Genomic DNA, 16,472 nt, shown 5'->3' on the forward strand with positions numbered 1-16,472 from the left:
GTTCGGCTAAAGCCATTCAAATTGTGTCAGCGTCCGTTCTGAGTCAGGATCCGCATCGATTAGAGCCAATGCTTTTTGTAGCTCTTGCTCACATCGTTTCTTAGTGGTAGACACAGCAACAATGCTAAGCTCCGAGCGCTGCCACAAATCATGATGGTCCGTTTCTGAAACGGAGAGATTATATCGCTGCCCTAAGCGAGTCAGCAAACTTTTTATGACTGCTCGCTTTGCTTTTAATGACCCTGCCTCATAAATAAACAGCTCACAACGGACAGCACCTATAATCATTTACGGACGATTTCTTCCATAACATACGCTTCAATTAGGTCGCCTTCTTTGATGTCGTTAAAGTTTTCTAGCGTAATACCACACTCATATCCCGCAGCTACTTCTTTTACATCATCTTTAAAACGTTTCAGCGCATTGATAGCACCTTCGTAAATCACAATGCCATCACGGATTAAGCGAACCGTTGAATTACGTGAAATTTTTCCGTCTGTTACATAAGAACCAGCAATCATACCAATTTTAGATACTTTAAAGGTAGTACGGATTTCTACTTGACCAATGATTTTTTCTTCATACTCTGGGTCAAGCATACCTTTCATTGCTAATTCAATTTCATCGATTGCATTATAAATGACACGATGTAGTCGAATATCTACTTTTTCAACTTCAGCTGTACGCTTAGCATTTACATCTGGGCGAACATTAAAACCAATCACAATTGCATTAGATGCAGAAGCTAAAATAATATCCGATTCAGCAATCGCTCCAACACCAGTGTGAATAATATTAACCTTGACACCTTCAACCTCTATTTTTTCAAGTGAACCTCGCATTGCCTCAACTGAACCTTGAACATCACCTTTAATAATGATGTTAATATCTTTCACTTCACCTTGTTGGATTTGATTAAACAAATCATCTAAAGAAACACGTGAAGTTTCAGTACGGTTCTCGTCACGATGACGAGCATTTCTAGCTTCCCCTATTTGACGAGCTTTCTTCTCGTCTTTAAAGGCTTGGAATTGATCACCAGCAAGAGGTACATCATTTAGACCAGTAATCTCTACTGGTGTAGATGGCCCTACTGACTTCACTCTACGTCCAAGATCATTAACTAGTGCACGAACACGACCAAATGTGTTACCGACAACTAGTGGATCTCCTACGTTTAGTGTACCCGCTTGAACAAGTAATGTTGCAACAGGTCCACGGCCTTTGTCAAGCTGTGCTTCTACAACAGAACCTACTGCTAGTTTATCTGGATTTGCTTTTAATTCTTCTACTTCAGCTACAAGAAGAATCATTTCAAGAAGCTCATCAATTCCTGTACCGTTAATAGCAGATACATTCACAAAGATTGTCTCTCCGCCCCATGCTTCCGGAACCAATTGATATTCCGTTAGCTCCTGCATAACTTTATCTGGATTTGCTGCTTCTTTATCTACTTTATTCACGGCTACGATAATCGGTACTCCAGCTGCTTTCGCGTGGCTGATGGCTTCTTTTGTTTGTGGCATAACACCATCATCCGCTGCAACAACTAGGATTGTGATATCAGTCACTTGAGCTCCACGAGCACGCATGGTTGTAAATGCTGCGTGACCAGGGGTATCAAGGAAAGTTACCTTTTTACCGTTTGTTTCAACTTGGTAAGCACCAATATGCTGTGTAATCCCACCAGCTTCACCAGCTGTAACTTTAGTATCACGAATCGAATCTAGAAGCGTTGTTTTACCATGGTCAACGTGACCCATAATCGTTACAACTGGAGGACGCTCTTGAAGTTCCTCTGTAGAGTCATCTGCATTGTAGTTATCAATGTCCAGTTCATCAACAGGAATGATTTCCTCTGCTTCGACTCCATAATCTGTTGCAAGAAGTTCAATCGTATCCTTATCAAGCTCTTGGTTAATTGTAGCCATCACACCAAGACCCATTAATTTTTTGATAATCTCCGATGCTTCACGGTGAAGCTCTTTTGCAAACTCACTTACTGTCAGTGACCCAACAAATGTGATTTTTCCCGGAAGTGGCATCTGCTTTACAGGCTGCTGACTACGGTTTCGTTGATTGTTATTACGGTTACGATTGCGATTATTATTGTTGTTACGATTTTGCGGTTGATTACGGTTTTGGTTATTTGGACGTTGTCCTCCGCCCTGTTTCTTAGCTGCAGGTCTAGCAGACTGGCCAGCTTGATTGTTGTTTGCCGGTTTTGGACGACTTTGTTGACTTTGTTGACTCTGTTGCTGCTTTGCAGCGGGTGCTTTGCTTTCTTGTTGAGCCGGTTTAGCTTGGCTAGATGTTTGGCCTGAGGCTTTTTTTAGCGTATCTTCATCTACAACAGACATGTGATTGGATACCTCAACACCCATTCCTTTTAGCTGGTCAATCAATTGTTTACTTTGAACGTTGTGTTCTTTTGCATATTCATATATTCTCATTTTTTTCATATACTTACCTCCACATTCATTGGTCCAATAATTCGGTTATTTTTTTAGCAAATCCCCTGCTTTTGATGCCAATGACTACTCGTTCTGCTTTGCCTACTGCAGCACCAAGAACGGCTCGATCTGCAACTTGTTTTAATGGGATCTTATAATGTGTACACTTGTCTTTCACCTTTTTAGCCGTTGCATCAGAGGCATCTGCTGCAAGCAATACTAAGCATACTCGATTTTTTCGTACATCCTGCAAAACAAGTTCTTCACCTGTTACTAGCTCTCTAGCTCTGGCAGCAAGTCCAAGCAGAGATATCCATTTTTCAGAAGGATTGGTCATTTTCCACTGTTTCCTTTTGGTCTGGAAGCAAGCAGATCATCATATTGAGCGGGCGTTACTGTGACATTTAAATGCCTAGAAAGGACGTCCTTTTTTTTAGCAAGTAGAAAAATGTCCTCTTCATTTGTTAAATACGCGCCGCGCCCATTCTTTTTACCAGTCACATCTAACTGGACTTCTCCTTCAGGTGACCGGACAATTCGAATGAGTTCTTTTTTAGGCTTCATAACATTTGTTACAACACATTTTCTCAGAGGAATCTTACGCTCACTCACAGATCCATCTCCTTCTTAACTCTTATTCCCGTTCATCAGAAGTATAATCAGTTGATTCTTCAAACGTATTCTCATCTTTAACAGGAACAGGTTCAAAGTTCTTCTCTTCTAGAAGGCCAAGCTCTTCTGCCTCTGACTCACTCTTAATATCAATTTTCCACCCGGTTAACTTAGCAGCTAATCGTGCGTTTTGACCACGTTTTCCGATCGCAAGTGATAATTGATAATCCGGAACAATAACCTGCGTCATCTTATCAGTTTCGTTCACACTCACACGAACAACTTTTGATGGACTTAATGCATTTGCTACATATTCAACCGGATCTTCAGACCACTTGACAATATCAATTTTTTCGCCTTTTAATTCATTTACAATCGTTTGAACACGTTGTCCTCGTGGACCTACACATGCACCTACTGGATCCACTTCAGGATTGTCGGAATGAACGGCAATTTTTGAACGATCGCAAGCTTCTCGTGAAACCGATTTGATTTCAACTGTACCATCATAAATTTCAGGTACTTCAAGCTCAAACAATCTTTTTAATAAGCCTGGATGTGTTCTAGATATCAGGATCTGAGGTCCCTTTGTTGTTTTCTCAACCTTGGTAATAAACGCCTTCATGCGGTCGTTATGCTTATAGGATTCATTAGGCATTTGTTCATTAAGTGGAAGTAGTGCCTCAACTTTTCCTAAATCAACATAAATAAACCGATGATCTTGACGTTGTACAATTCCTGTCATGATGTCTTCTTCGCGATCAATAAAATCAGAATAAATGATTCCTCGTTCTGCTTCACGTACACGTTGAGTGACAACCTGTTTAGCCGTTTGTGCAGCAATACGACCAAAATCCTTAGGTGTTACTTCAATTTCAATGATGTCATCTAAGACATAGTTCGGATCCATTTGAAGTGCCTCATCTAAAGTAATCTCTAAACGGGTATCAAATACTTCCTCAACGATCACTTTTCTTGCAAAAACTCGAATGCTACCGTTGTCACGATTTACGTCAACTCGGACATTTTGAGCTTGATTAAAATTACGTTTATAACCAGAAATTAGAGCAGCTTCAATGGCCTCAATAATAATGTCTTTTTTGATTCCTTTGTCATGCTCAAGCGTAGATAGTGCTTCCATAAACTCAGTATTCATGGATTCTTGTCCCCCTTTCAAACTTGGGCCTTACTTTAAAATATAATGGCTAAACGCGCATTTGCGACTTTTGTATATGGAATGTGATAGACCTTTTTTCTTGTTTTGATTGTGACTTCAATAACAACTGTCTCATCATCAAAAGAAATCAAGGTTCCTTCAAATCCTTTTTGTCCTTCTACCGGTTCATAGGTTGAAATGGCAATGTATTTACCAATTGCTTTGTGTAAGTCAGAAGCCTTCTTTAAAGGACGTTCTGCACCAGGTGAGGATACTTCTAAAAAGTACGCCTCTTCAATGGGGTCAGTCCGGTCTAATTCCTCACTTAAACGCTCGCTTACCGTTCCACAATCATCTAAATCAATACCTGAATCGGAATCTATAAACACACGTAAAAACCAATTTGGCCCCTCTTTCTTGTACTCAATATCTACGAGCTCAAGATTGAGTTCAGCTAAAATTGGTGTCACTAGGCTTTCTGTAGTGGTTGTGACATTCTTGCTCAAACTTTACCCTCCTTACATTCTATCTATTGAATCATTCGTCTCGTCTAATACATATGAGGCTGCACAAAAATGAAAGAGTGGGTTGCCCCACTCTCCTCCGAACGTATTCTAAGTATTACCATATCAAGATTAGCATACTCATGGTGCTTTTGCAACTGATGAAGCTATCGCACTCTTAGAACAAAGAGAGCTGATTTGAATCTGGTAATCCCTCTAAACAGCCATGATCATCTAAATTTTCAACGACTGTTTTTGTGAGCTTACCACGTTGCTGTAAATCCTCTTTTGATAGGAATTCTCTCTCCTGCCTAGCTCGTACTATATTATGAGCAGCATTGGTCCCAACACCAGTTAATGAATTAAATGGTGGAAGCAAACTCACCCCATCGACAATAAACTCATCAGCAGAAGAACGGTAGAGATCTGCTTTTTGGAATGAAAATCCTCGCTCACACATTTCAAGAGCTAATTCTAAAACCGTTAACACGGCTTTTTCTTTTGGTGCGGCGTCTAATCCCTTTTTGTTAATTTCATCGATTTTAGCACGGATAGCCGTTGAACCTTTTATCATCGTATCCATATCAAAATCATCTGCACGAACCGTAAAATAAGATGCGTAATACAAAATAGGATGATGCACTTTAAAATAGGCAATTCGAACGGCCATCAAAACATAAGCGGCCGCGTGGGCTTTAGGGAACATATATTTAATCTTTAAGCATGATTGAATATACCAATCTGGCACATTGTTTTTCTTCATCTCATCAATCCACTCTTGTTGCAGCCCTTTTCCTTTACGCACAAACTCCATAATCTTAAAGGCTAAAGAGGAATCAAGACCCTTATAAATTAAATACACCATGATATCATCCCGGCACCCAATTACATCTTTTAACTCGCATGTACCATTGTAAATTAACTCATTGGCATTATTCAGCCATACATCGGTTCCGTGTGAAAGACCAGAGATCTGGACGAGCTCAGAGAATGTACTTGGTTTGGTTTCCTCAAGCATTTGCCTTACAAAACGCGTTCCGAATTCCGGAATCCCAAGTGTACCGGTTTTACACATAATTTGTTCTTCATCGACACCGAGCACATCTGGACCACTAAAGATTTTCATAACCTCTGGGTCATCCGTTGGAATGGTTTTTGGATCAATGCCACTTAGATCTTGGAGCATACGAATTACGGTTGGATCATCATGGCCAAGAATATCAAGCTTTAACAAATTATCATGGATAGAATGGAAATCAAAATGAGTTGTTTTCCACTCAGAGTTCTTATCATCAGCCGGGAATTGAATTGGACTGAAATCATGAATGTCCATATAATCTGGGACAACGATAATTCCACCAGGGTGCTGTCCAGTTGTTCGCTTTACTCCTGTGGTTCCAGAAACAAGGCGATCAATCTCTGCTCCCCGCATGATTAAGTCATGATCACTTTGATAGCCTTTCACATAACCATACGCCGTTTTTTCGGCAACCGTTCCAATTGTTCCCGCTCTGTACACATATTCTTCACCAAATAGCTCTTTGGTGTATTGGTGAGCACGCGGTTGGTAACTACCTGAGAAGTTCAAATCAATATCGGGAACTTTATCTCCTTTAAATCCTAAGAAGGTTTCAAAAGGAATATCTTGACCATCCTTCACATAAGCCGTTCCGCACTCTGTGCAATCCTTATCCTTTAAGTCAAAGCCAGAAGCGACACTACCGTCATCAAAAAACTCAGAATGACAACATTTTGGACATACATAGTGAGGTGCTAATGGATTAACCTCTGTGATCTCCGTCATCGTTGCAACGAGCGAGGATCCAACAGACCCCCTTGATCCAACAAGATACCCATCTATCAATGACTTTTTCACGAGCTTATGAGAAATAAGATAGATAACAGCAAAACCATGCCCAATGATACTTTTCAACTCTTTTTCAAGTCGAGCCGTTACAATTTCAGGTAGTTCTTCACCATAGATGCTTTTAGCCATGTCATAACTCATTTGCCTAATCTCATCATCGGCACCTTCAATTTTTGGCGCGTACAGATCATCTGGTACCGGCTTGGATTCCGTCTTCTACCAAATCAGCAATCGCATTCGTTTGCGTCACCACAATCTCCTTCGCTGTTTCTTCACCTAAAAAGGAGAAGAGCTGAAGCATCTCTGTTGTCGTACGGAAATGCACTTCAGGCAACTCTTGACGATTTAACGGATTTGCTCCACCTTGTGAAGCAATGAGGATTTTGCGGTTAATATGATCTTCTTTTTGCAGATAGTGTACATTGCCTGTCGCAACGACTGGTTTGTCTAGTTTTTTACCAAGCTCAACGATATTACCGATGATCTCATGTAAGGACTCTTCATTTTTAACCAATTCCCGCTCAATTAAATGAGCATAGTTAGACGGCGGTTGCACTTCAAAATAATCATAAAAAGCGGCCAAGCTCTCAACTTCATCTGCAGATTTCTGCATCATCCCTTCAAACACTTCACCTTTATCACAAGCCGAACCAATAATTAATCCTTCACGGTACTTGTTTAACTGTGAGCGCGGAATACGCGGATTCCTGAAAAAGTATTCTAGATGCGAAATGCTTATAAGTTTATATAAATTTTTCAGACCTGTTTGTGATGTCACAAGAATTGTACAATGTGACGGTCGTTGGCGATGAAAATTCCCTTGTCCCATGTGTTGATTAATCTCGTCATGAGAAAGAATTTCTTTTGCACGAGCATCCTTAAGCATTTTCCAAAGCAAATAACCTGTGGCTTCCGCATCATAGATAGCCCGGTGATGACTCACAAGCTCGATATCAAATTTCTTACATAATGAATTTAAGCGGTGATTTTTCAACTCTGGATATAAAAACCGGCCAAGCTCAAGTGTGTCAATGACTGGGTTTGTTACTTCTCCCATATCCATCCTTTTGTAACCAACATTTAAGAATCCAATGTCAAAGCTAGCATTATGAGCAACAAGTACAGACCCTTTTGCAAACTCATAAAAATCCTTCAACACATCTTCTACTTCCGGCTGCCCTCGTACCATATCATCTGTGATACCAGTCAAATTCATGATAGTGTGACTTAAAGGTTCATGTGGGTCGGCAAAAGACTCAAAGCGATCAATTATTTCCCCATCTTTAATTTTGACAGCAGCAAGCTCAATAATTGTATTATAGACGGCTGACAAACCAGTTGTCTCCACGTCAAAAACAACGTATTCAGCGGTTTCAAGATCTAGCTTTTTTTCATTGTAGGCAATCGGAACCCCATCATCGACTAGATTCGCTTCTAGACCAAATAATACTTTTATCCCGTGTTTTTTACTTGCAGAGTAGGCCTCTGGAAAAGCTTGAGCAACAGCATGATCAGTAATAGCCATTGCTTTATGTCCCCACGCCGCTGCTTGCTCAACGTAGCGACCAACAGACGTCATACCATCCATTTGACTCATTGATGAATGGAGGTGAAGTTCTACTCGTTTCTCTTCTGCGTTATCCGTAATAACTTCTGGTTGAATCTGATTGATATCATTCGCGATCATAACGAGGTCGCGAACAAACGTATCGTTTTGGATGCCCCCTCGAACCTTCAGCCACATTCCTTTTTTAACAGCTGAAAGCAGTGGCAAGTCTTCCTTATCACGAGAGAAGATTTTCACCAGGATAGAGTCCGTGTAATCTGTTATTTTAAAGGTTAATAACGAGCGTCCGCTACGTAGTTCACGAATTTCTGAGGCAAACACTAAGCCTTGAACCGTAATTCTGCGTTCTTCATCAAGAATGCCTTCAATCGGTGTCGCATCGTCTTTAATAGGATAACCAAGCATAAGAGGTTTGCCTTGCAGATCATTTGCTGCCTGTTCCTCTGCTTTTTTCTTCTCAATCATCGCTTCGACCACTTTGGAGTGGTCCTCTTCTTCACGATTTTTGACAAATTGCTCAAAGGCTTGAGTGGATTCCTGATATTTTGCTTCGAGTAAAACGTTCGGCAATCCAAATGTTGAAAGACATTCATTTAATGGTTCTGCAAGTTTACGTTTTAATGCAGTCGCTTCTGTTTCATTACGCACCTGAATGGTCGCTACTCTTCCATCAAATGCTGGTGTTTGATTTTTTAATAATGTACGTAATGCATCAGAGACGTCCGTGACCTTTGAAACAACAAGTGGCCAATAGCCTAACCAAACCGATTCTGTTGGGGCACTTGTTTCATAATGGAAGCTATGGGTTACTTCAGCTATATGTTTAAATGTATGTGTAAGACGGTCCGCAAACAACTGATAAACAGATGCTGGAACAAGCTGCGGGATCGTAATATGAAAATGCCAGCTTTTCTTTTCTTTTGAGATCACTAGTTTTTGAATATAGCCATTAGTAAAATAACCAGAAACAATCTCTTCAGGAATTTGTAACTGCGTCAATAATAATTGCAGTCTTTCTTGTCGTATCTGCTTATCTTGATCGATTTCTGGCACCCCCTATTAGGATTCATTTATCAAAATAAAAAAGGGCTGATACAGGATCGGATCAGCCCAAACAATTTATACGTTTGAGAGCTCCTGCAGTTTTGATTGAATCGTTTCTGCAAGATCATCTACATGTACATCAAGAGACTCGCCAGTTGAACGTACTTTTAGTTCAACAAAGCCTTCTTGTGCTCTTTTACCAACAGCTACACGGATCGGCATACCTATGAGGTCAGCATCCTTAAACTTCACACCAGCTCTCTCAGGGCGATCGTCATATAACACATCCCAACCTGATTGTTTGAGTGAGGCATAAAGTTGTTCAGAAAGCTCTACTTGCTCTTCATTTTTCGAGTTTAACGTTAATAGATGAAGATCAAATGGAGCAACCGAAACTGGCCAAATAATTCCATTCTCATCGTTATGCTGTTCAATAATAGCTGCAACTGTACGAGAAATACCAATTCCGTAACAGCCCATCTTGTAAGGATTCGCTCGTCCATTTTGATCTAAGAACGTCGCTCCCATTGAATCCGAATAGAAGGTTCCTAGTTTAAAGACTTGTCCAATTTCAATTCCACGTGCAAATTGAATCGTACCTTCACCATCAGGAGACGCGTCCCCTTCTTGAATTGTACGTAGGTCAGCATAACTATCAATCTTTAAATCACGTGCAGGATCAACTTGAATGGCAACTTCATCTTTCGTCGCTGTATTCATTAAGATTCCTGATAAACCTTTAAGAGATTGGTCAGCAATGATTCGAATACCTTCTTGATCAAGAGCGGAGAGCAATCCAGCCTCAACGTTAAATGCTTGTTCAACTTCTTGCTCACTAAGCACTGATACTGACTTAACATGAAGCTCGTGTATAGACTTCACTTCATTTAACTCATGATCCGCACGAAGCAAGAGTAACACAATTTCATCATCATTCAATTTGACAGGCACAGTGCGAACAGTATGAGATAATGGCCACTCTAATTGCTGTGCCGCTTCTTTTATCGTTAAAGCTGCTGTAACTGTGGCTTTCTGTAAAGGTTCAGAAGAAGTAGCTTCTTCATTTTCCTCAGGTAACACAGCTGCCATTTCAATATTTGCCGCGTACGTAGAAGTATCAGAATAAGCAATCGTATCCTCGCCAACTTCAGCTAGCGCCATGAATTCAAATGTGTCCTTACCACCCATCGCACCTGAGTCAGCAATGACTGCACGAAAAGTTAAGCCCGCTCTAGTAAAAATGCGCTCATACGCTTGATACATCGCTTGATAGGTTTCATCTAAGCTCTCTTCTGTACCATGAAAGGAATAGGCATCTTTCATAATAAACTCTCTTCCTCTAAGCAATCCAAACCGCGGACGTCGTTCATCGCGGAATTTTGTTTGAATCTGAAAAACATTTAGAGGAAGTTTTTTATAAGAGCCAATTGCATCACGAATGATACTCGTAATCACTTCTTCATGAGTTGGCCCAAGAGCAAAGTCACGTCCGTGGCGATCTTTTAAACGGATTAACTCACCACCCATTTTATCCCAACGACCGGTCTCCTGCCAAAGCTCAGCAGGATGAAGAGATGGAAGAGTTAGCTCTTGTGCTTCAATTGCTTCAAGCTCTTCACGAACAATAGCTTCTACTTTTGCGATCACACGTTTAGCTAATGGTAAATACGTATAGACACCTGCAGCTGTTTGACGCATCATACCTGCACGTAACATCAGCTGATGACTTTTTACATCTGCATCAGAAGGTACATCACGTAATGTTGGTAACAAAAATGTTTTTTGTCTCATAAATCCCTAGTCCCTTCTCAATTTCTATCTCTACATAAACAACTTACTTATATCATTCCAAGTAACCACTATCATAAGAAGCATCAGAAAGGCAAAGCCAACAAACTGAATCATACCTTCTTTTTGTGGATCAACTGGTTTTCCTCTTACAGCCTCGTACCCTAAAAATACTAGTCTGCCTCCATCCATCGTTGGAATTGGCAACAGATTAATAATTCCTAGATTTACACTTAACATGGCCGCAAAATTAATCAGAGTTAAAATACCGAGCGATGCTGCTTCACCAGTAATGTTATAGATTCCAACAGGACCGGCGATATAATCAAGTGAGAATTGCCCTGTAATAATCGTGCCAAGCGTTTTAAAGATCGACACTGTTAATTCATAAGGCATGATAAACCCTTCTAAAAAGGCAGCCCCAAAATTCCTTTCAGCAACGGGACTCACACCTAGTTGACCTATTTGCTCAGGTCCTAAGTCAATCGAAATCGTGTCTGCCTCTAGCTGAATAATCTGTCCATCTCGTTCAACACCAACTGTTAATGTAGAATTAGGATGATCTTCAATAATCGATGTCACTTGTCTCCACGTTGACACATCTTGCCCATTAAGGCTTTGAATGACATCATTTTCCTGAATACCTGCTGCTTCAGCTCCTGATCCAGGACTTACCGCTGAAACTTCTGGTGTTGGAACTCCATTAATTGATGCGATTACTACAAACAACACAAATGCCAGCACAAAGTTCATCAATGGCCCCGCAAAAATGGCCATTGCACGTTTTCCAACAGATTTAGAGCCAAATTGGCGATTATAAGGAGCAATTTGATTTGGCACTTCGTCTTGAATGACATCTGCTCGTTCATGGACCTGATACACGATACGTTGGTCCTCATCATCAAACGCCTCGATGACCAGTTCTCTTTCTAAATCAATTCGTTCAACCTGAACCACCTGAGCTTCTGGATGCTTCGACTTATTATTGACATAAATTTTTGTCACTTTGTCCTGTTCATCGAGAACTAGTCCAACTTCATAACCTGGTTTAATTGAAATTTGCTCAGGATCTTCTCCTGCCATCCGAACAAACCCACCAATAGGAAGGAGACGTACTGTATAGATTGTTTCATCTCGTTTAAAAGAAAAAAGCTTAGGACCCATACCTATCGCAAACTCACGGCAGAGAATTCCGGCTTTTTGAGCAAAATACAAATGCCCCCATTCGTGAACAAATACAAGCACACTAAAAATAACCAGAAATGAAAGTAATGTATTCAATGTTAATCTTCTCCGCCTTTCTTGCTACAATTTTGCTTGCACAAATCTGCGTGTCTGCTCATCAGCATGAAGAATCTCTTCAAGATTTGGATCGGCAATCCGTTCATGCTGATTTAATGATGCTTCAATTAAATCTTCAATCTGTAAAAATGAAATCTGATTGTTTAAGAACGCAGCAACCGCAATTTCATTCGCAGCATTTAACACAGTTGGTACCGTGCCTGCTTCTCGACCAGCATCATACGCAAATTTCATACAGCGATAACGTTCCATGTCCAATTTTCCAAAATGGAGCTTCTCCATTTCCCATAAGTTTAACCTGTCCGCAGTCTCTCGCGCAAGTCGCTTAGGGTATGTTAGGGCATATTGGATTGGTAAGCGCATATCAGCCGTTCCGAGCTGCGCCATTACACTACGATCACTAAACTCTATCATGGAGTGAATAATGCTTTCTCGATGCATGAGAACATCAATTTGATCGTAAGCAATATTAAACAACCAGTGTGCTTCAATCACTTCTAAACCTTTGTTCATCATCGTTGCTGAATCAATTGTAATTTTAGAACCCATTGACCAATTGGGATGAGCTAAAGCTTCCTTAACGGTTACACCCTTTAGTTCTTCCCTTGTCCGATCTCTAAAACTACCTCCTGATGCAGTGATAATTAATCGATCAATTGACGATGCATCTTCACCATTTAATGCTTGAAAAATAGCAGAGTGTTCGCTATCAACAGGAATCAATGATACTCCATGTCTATTCGCTTCAGTTGTCACAATATGACCTGCTGTTACAAGAGTTTCTTTATTGGCTATGGCAATGTCTCGTCCCGCTTTGATTGCAGCAAGCGTTGGTTTTAAACCAACACTTCCAATTACAGCGTTTACCAACACATGTGCATCTTCATGGCACGCTACTTCCATCAGCCCTTCTTCTCCAGAAAGAATGATCGCAACATCCCCTATTTCTTGTTTTAACTTCTCAACATCTTCGTCTCGTTTTACACTAACAAGCGCCGGCTTAAATTCTCGTACTTGCTTACTAACAAGCTCAATATTTGAACCAGCTGATAGCGCAACAAGTTTAAAATAGTCAGGATTAGATCGAATGACATCTAATGTTTGTGTCCCGATTGATCCAGTTGAGCCTAATAAACTGATCTTCTTCAAACAATCACTCTCCATTTGTCTCATTTATTGTCGAATGCTCAAATTAATTGAATGAGGTGAAGAATAGGCATCACAAAGATTAAACTGTCAAAACGGTCTAATATTCCACCATGACCAGGCAACACATTTCCCGAGTCCTTTACAGCATAATGACGTTTTAATGCAGATTCTACTAAATCACCTATTTGTCCAAATACAGAGGCCACTACCATGATAATAAATGCTGTTGTAAAGCTTATGTATACAGATAAATCGGGTAACAAAAAGTAAAACGCAGTGCCGAGAAGCAAGGCAAAGAAAACGCCTCCTAGTGATCCTTCTATTGTTTTATTCGGACTTATATCTGGCCAAAGCTTATTTTTACCAATAGCTCGTCCAACAAAATAAGCAGCCGAATCGGTTGTCCAAATTAACAGGATAACAAAGAACACTAACGCCATTCCAATATTAGGCGTTTCTCTAGTTAGCATGAGGTAATGAAAACCAAACCCAACATATACCGATGATAAAACAACAAATCCGACTTCATCAAATGTAAATGTGTTTTTTGTCAGAACCGTCAACATAAGCATAATTAAAATAAAGAAGATAAATAACTCGACTTTTGTAAACTGAAACGGAAAAACCGCGTTAAACCAAGAAGCTGGTACGAGTAATATCCACATGGAAATCAGACCTGTAATTCCTGTTAAAGACAAGGCCCGCATTTTTTTCATTCTTAGTAGTTCAATCATTGCGATTGAGGCAGCAATACTAACAGCTAGATTAAACACTGTTCCGCCTAGAAAAATCATCGCAATCATTACGATGCCAAATCCGACACCTGTAATAATACGCTGTTTCATACTGAGTCAACCCCCTTATGCCTAGACCCCGCCGTATCGGCGTTTTCGTTTCTGATATACCGCAATGGCCTCCATAAAGTCCTGCTCCTTAAAATCCGGCCATAATACATCTGTAAACCAGAATTCACTGTAGGCTAGTTGCCAAAGCATGAAGTTGCTCAAACGGATTTCTCCACTTGTACGAATTAACAGATCAGGATCCTTTAATTTTGAAGTCATTAAGTGTGTTTGAATATGTTCTTCTGTTATAAAATCGGCTTTTAATTCGCCGCTTTCTATTTTCCGTCCAACACTTTTCATTGCTTCAAGCATCTCAAAGCGGCTTCCATAGTTTAATGCAAAGTTCAAGATCATACCTGTATTGTGCTTCGTGTCTTTAATCGCCTTCTCTACCGCTCGTAACGTGTGATCCGGTAGATTTTCTGTTGTGCCTATGAGTCTAACTTGAACATTATTTTCAATCAGCTTTGGAAGTTCAGCGCTAAGATATCTTTCAGGTAATCCTAGCAAATAATCAACTTCTTTTTTTGGCCGCTTCCAATTTTCAGTGGAAAACGCATATAACGTTAAGACTTCAATTCCTATATTACTAGCAGTTCGGACGATTTTTGTGACAACCTTCATTCCCTCACGATGTCCAGCAATTCGCGGCAATCCTTTTTTCTTTGCCCACCTACCGTTGCCGTCCATGATGATGGCGATGTGCTGTGGAAGCTCGCCTTCTTCTGCTTGATCTGGTACATCAGCTGACGTTAAGTTCGCTTTCCATTTAGAAAATATCTCAAGCATTCGTGCGCCCTCCATCTATCTAACAGTAACGTAAAATCATAAGAAGAAAAAACCCCCTTAAAATAGAGGGTCTTATTCTTGATTCATTTTACATGGAAATCGCTCACACTTCCATAATTTCTTGTTCTTTATGATCTGCTTCTTTGTCCGCATTTGCAATAAACTGATCTGTAAGCTTTTGAATCTCATCAGTAGATTGTCTTAGATCATCTTCAGTCAACTCGCCATCTTTTTGTTGCTTCTTTAATTCATCGTTTGCATCACGACGAATATTACGAATCGCAACTTTGGTTTCTTCAGCTGACTTCTTTACAATTTTAACTAAATCCTTGCGACGCTCTTCCGTTAAAGCCGGAATCGCAATACGAATTAATTGACCGTCATTAGAAGGTGTTAATCCAAGATCAGCTTTTTGGATTGCTCGTTCTACATCAGCAATGGAAGATTTATCAAATGGCTGAATAACAAGAAGTCTAGCTTCAGGTACTGAGATCGTAGCCAGTTGATTTAAAGGAGTAAGCGCTCCGTAATATTCAACGGTTACGCGATCTAAAATCGTTGGATTTGCGCGTCCTGCTCTTAGCTTAGCTAACTCACGACGTAATGATTCAATTGCTTTTGTCATTCTTTCATTCGCTTGCTGTTTTACTTCTGTTGTCATTATTTATTCCCCCTCACTATGGTTCCAATATCTTCTTTCAGAACTGCTCGTTTGATGTTACCTTCTTCAAGAATTGAGAAGACAACTAATGGAATATCGTTGTCCATGCATAGAGATGATGCTGTAGAATCCATTACTGCAAGACCCTCTTTCAGCACATCCATATATGTAATTTCTTTGTACTTAACAGCTGTTTCGTCAATCGATGGATCAGCGCTATACACACCATCAACTTTGTTTTTAGCCATTAATATGACCTCTGCTTCAATTTCAGCTGCACGTAAGGCTGCCGTCGTATCAGTTGAGAAATAAGGATTACCTGTGCCTGCTGCAAAAATCACAACACGTTTCTTTTCAAGGTGACGAATCGCTTTTCTTCTGATGTAAGGTTCAGCAACTTGGCGCATTTCAATCGATGTCTGTACACGAGATTGTACTTCAATATCCTCAAGGCTATCTTGTAGGGCCAGTGAGTTCATTACAGTAGCTAGCATGCCCATGTAATCTGCTGTTGCACGATCCATGCCTTTTGCACTTCCTGCCATTCCACGCCAGATGTTTCCTCCACCAACAACGATGGCCACTTCAACATCTAATTCTACTATTTCTTTAATCTGCTTGGCAACAGATTGAATGACTACTGGGTCTATTCCATACCCTAGTTCACCAGCAAGTGCTTCTCCACTTAACTTTAACACGACTCGATTATACTTGTTCATCGTTACCTCCATCAGCT

The 16,472-nt window shown here is 40.3% G+C and carries 13 protein-coding genes and 1 pseudogene; all 14 read right to left on the reverse strand.

Annotated features, from left to right (window positions below):
- Nucleotides 1-6: 6 nt before the first annotated feature.
- The gene (locus tag NDM98_RS03720; protein WP_251604729.1) at nucleotides 7-288 is read right to left on the reverse strand and encodes a DUF503 domain-containing protein; all 282 of its coding nucleotides are present in this window, start codon (nucleotides 286-288) and stop codon (nucleotides 7-9) included.
- The gene (infB, locus tag NDM98_RS03725) at nucleotides 285-2,462 is read right to left on the reverse strand and encodes a translation initiation factor IF-2 (protein ID WP_251604732.1); all 2,178 of its coding nucleotides are present in this window, start codon (nucleotides 2,460-2,462) and stop codon (nucleotides 285-287) included. Before infB ends, NDM98_RS03720 begins: the two co-directional genes overlap by 4 nt.
- A 16-nt stretch (nucleotides 2,463-2,478) precedes the next feature.
- Entirely contained in the window at nucleotides 2,479-2,790 is a 312-nt protein-coding gene (locus NDM98_RS03730; RefSeq protein ID WP_251604733.1) for a YlxQ family RNA-binding protein, read from the reverse strand.
- Entirely contained in the window at nucleotides 2,787-3,065 is a 279-nt protein-coding gene (gene rnpM, locus NDM98_RS03735; protein WP_308807675.1) for an RNase P modulator RnpM, read from the reverse strand. The genes NDM98_RS03730 and rnpM overlap by 4 nt, the downstream gene beginning before the upstream one ends.
- A gap of 22 nt (nucleotides 3,066-3,087) precedes the next feature.
- Nucleotides 3,088-4,221, reverse strand: coding sequence for a transcription termination factor NusA (nusA, locus tag NDM98_RS03740; RefSeq protein WP_251604734.1), 1,134 nt, complete (start codon nucleotides 4,219-4,221; stop codon nucleotides 3,088-3,090).
- Between the two features lie 35 nt (nucleotides 4,222-4,256).
- Nucleotides 4,257-4,727, reverse strand: coding sequence for a ribosome maturation factor RimP (rimP, locus tag NDM98_RS03745; protein ID WP_251604735.1), 471 nt, complete (start codon nucleotides 4,725-4,727; stop codon nucleotides 4,257-4,259).
- A 175-nt stretch (nucleotides 4,728-4,902) separates the two neighbouring features.
- A pseudogene (locus NDM98_RS03750) lies at nucleotides 4,903-9,202 on the reverse strand (PolC-type DNA polymerase III).
- 75 nt (nucleotides 9,203-9,277) lie between these two features.
- On the reverse strand, nucleotides 9,278-10,993 hold the full coding sequence (locus NDM98_RS03755; RefSeq protein WP_251604736.1) for a proline--tRNA ligase: 1,716 nt from the start codon (nucleotides 10,991-10,993) through the stop codon (nucleotides 9,278-9,280).
- Nucleotides 10,994-11,023: 30 nt separating this feature from the next.
- A complete protein-coding gene (gene rseP / locus NDM98_RS03760; protein WP_251604737.1) occupies nucleotides 11,024-12,271 on the reverse strand; it encodes an RIP metalloprotease RseP in 1,248 nt (415 codons plus the stop codon).
- 24 nt (nucleotides 12,272-12,295) lie between these two features.
- Entirely contained in the window at nucleotides 12,296-13,441 is a 1,146-nt protein-coding gene (locus NDM98_RS03765) for a 1-deoxy-D-xylulose-5-phosphate reductoisomerase (RefSeq protein ID WP_251604738.1), read from the reverse strand.
- Nucleotides 13,442-13,479: 38 nt separating this feature from the next.
- Nucleotides 13,480-14,286: a phosphatidate cytidylyltransferase gene (locus NDM98_RS03770; protein WP_251604739.1), complete on the reverse strand. Its 807-nt coding sequence runs from the start codon at nucleotides 14,284-14,286 to the stop codon at nucleotides 13,480-13,482.
- 21 nt (nucleotides 14,287-14,307) lie between these two features.
- Nucleotides 14,308-15,075 (reverse strand): undecaprenyl pyrophosphate synthase, encoded by a 768-nt coding sequence (gene uppS / locus NDM98_RS03775; RefSeq protein ID WP_251604741.1) that lies wholly within the window; start codon nucleotides 15,073-15,075, stop codon nucleotides 14,308-14,310.
- Nucleotides 15,076-15,178: 103 nt separating this feature from the next.
- Nucleotides 15,179-15,736: a ribosome recycling factor gene (frr, locus tag NDM98_RS03780; RefSeq protein ID WP_251604742.1), complete on the reverse strand. Its 558-nt coding sequence runs from the start codon at nucleotides 15,734-15,736 to the stop codon at nucleotides 15,179-15,181.
- The gene (gene pyrH / locus NDM98_RS03785; protein ID WP_251604744.1) at nucleotides 15,736-16,455 is read right to left on the reverse strand and encodes a UMP kinase; all 720 of its coding nucleotides are present in this window, start codon (nucleotides 16,453-16,455) and stop codon (nucleotides 15,736-15,738) included. The genes frr and pyrH overlap by 1 nt, the downstream gene beginning before the upstream one ends.
- Nucleotides 16,456-16,472 lie beyond the last annotated feature (17 nt).

This window comes from Alkalicoccobacillus plakortidis (assembly GCF_023703085.1).
In the GTDB taxonomy this organism is placed as follows: domain Bacteria; phylum Bacillota; class Bacilli; order Bacillales; family Bacillaceae_D; genus Alkalicoccobacillus; species Alkalicoccobacillus plakortidis.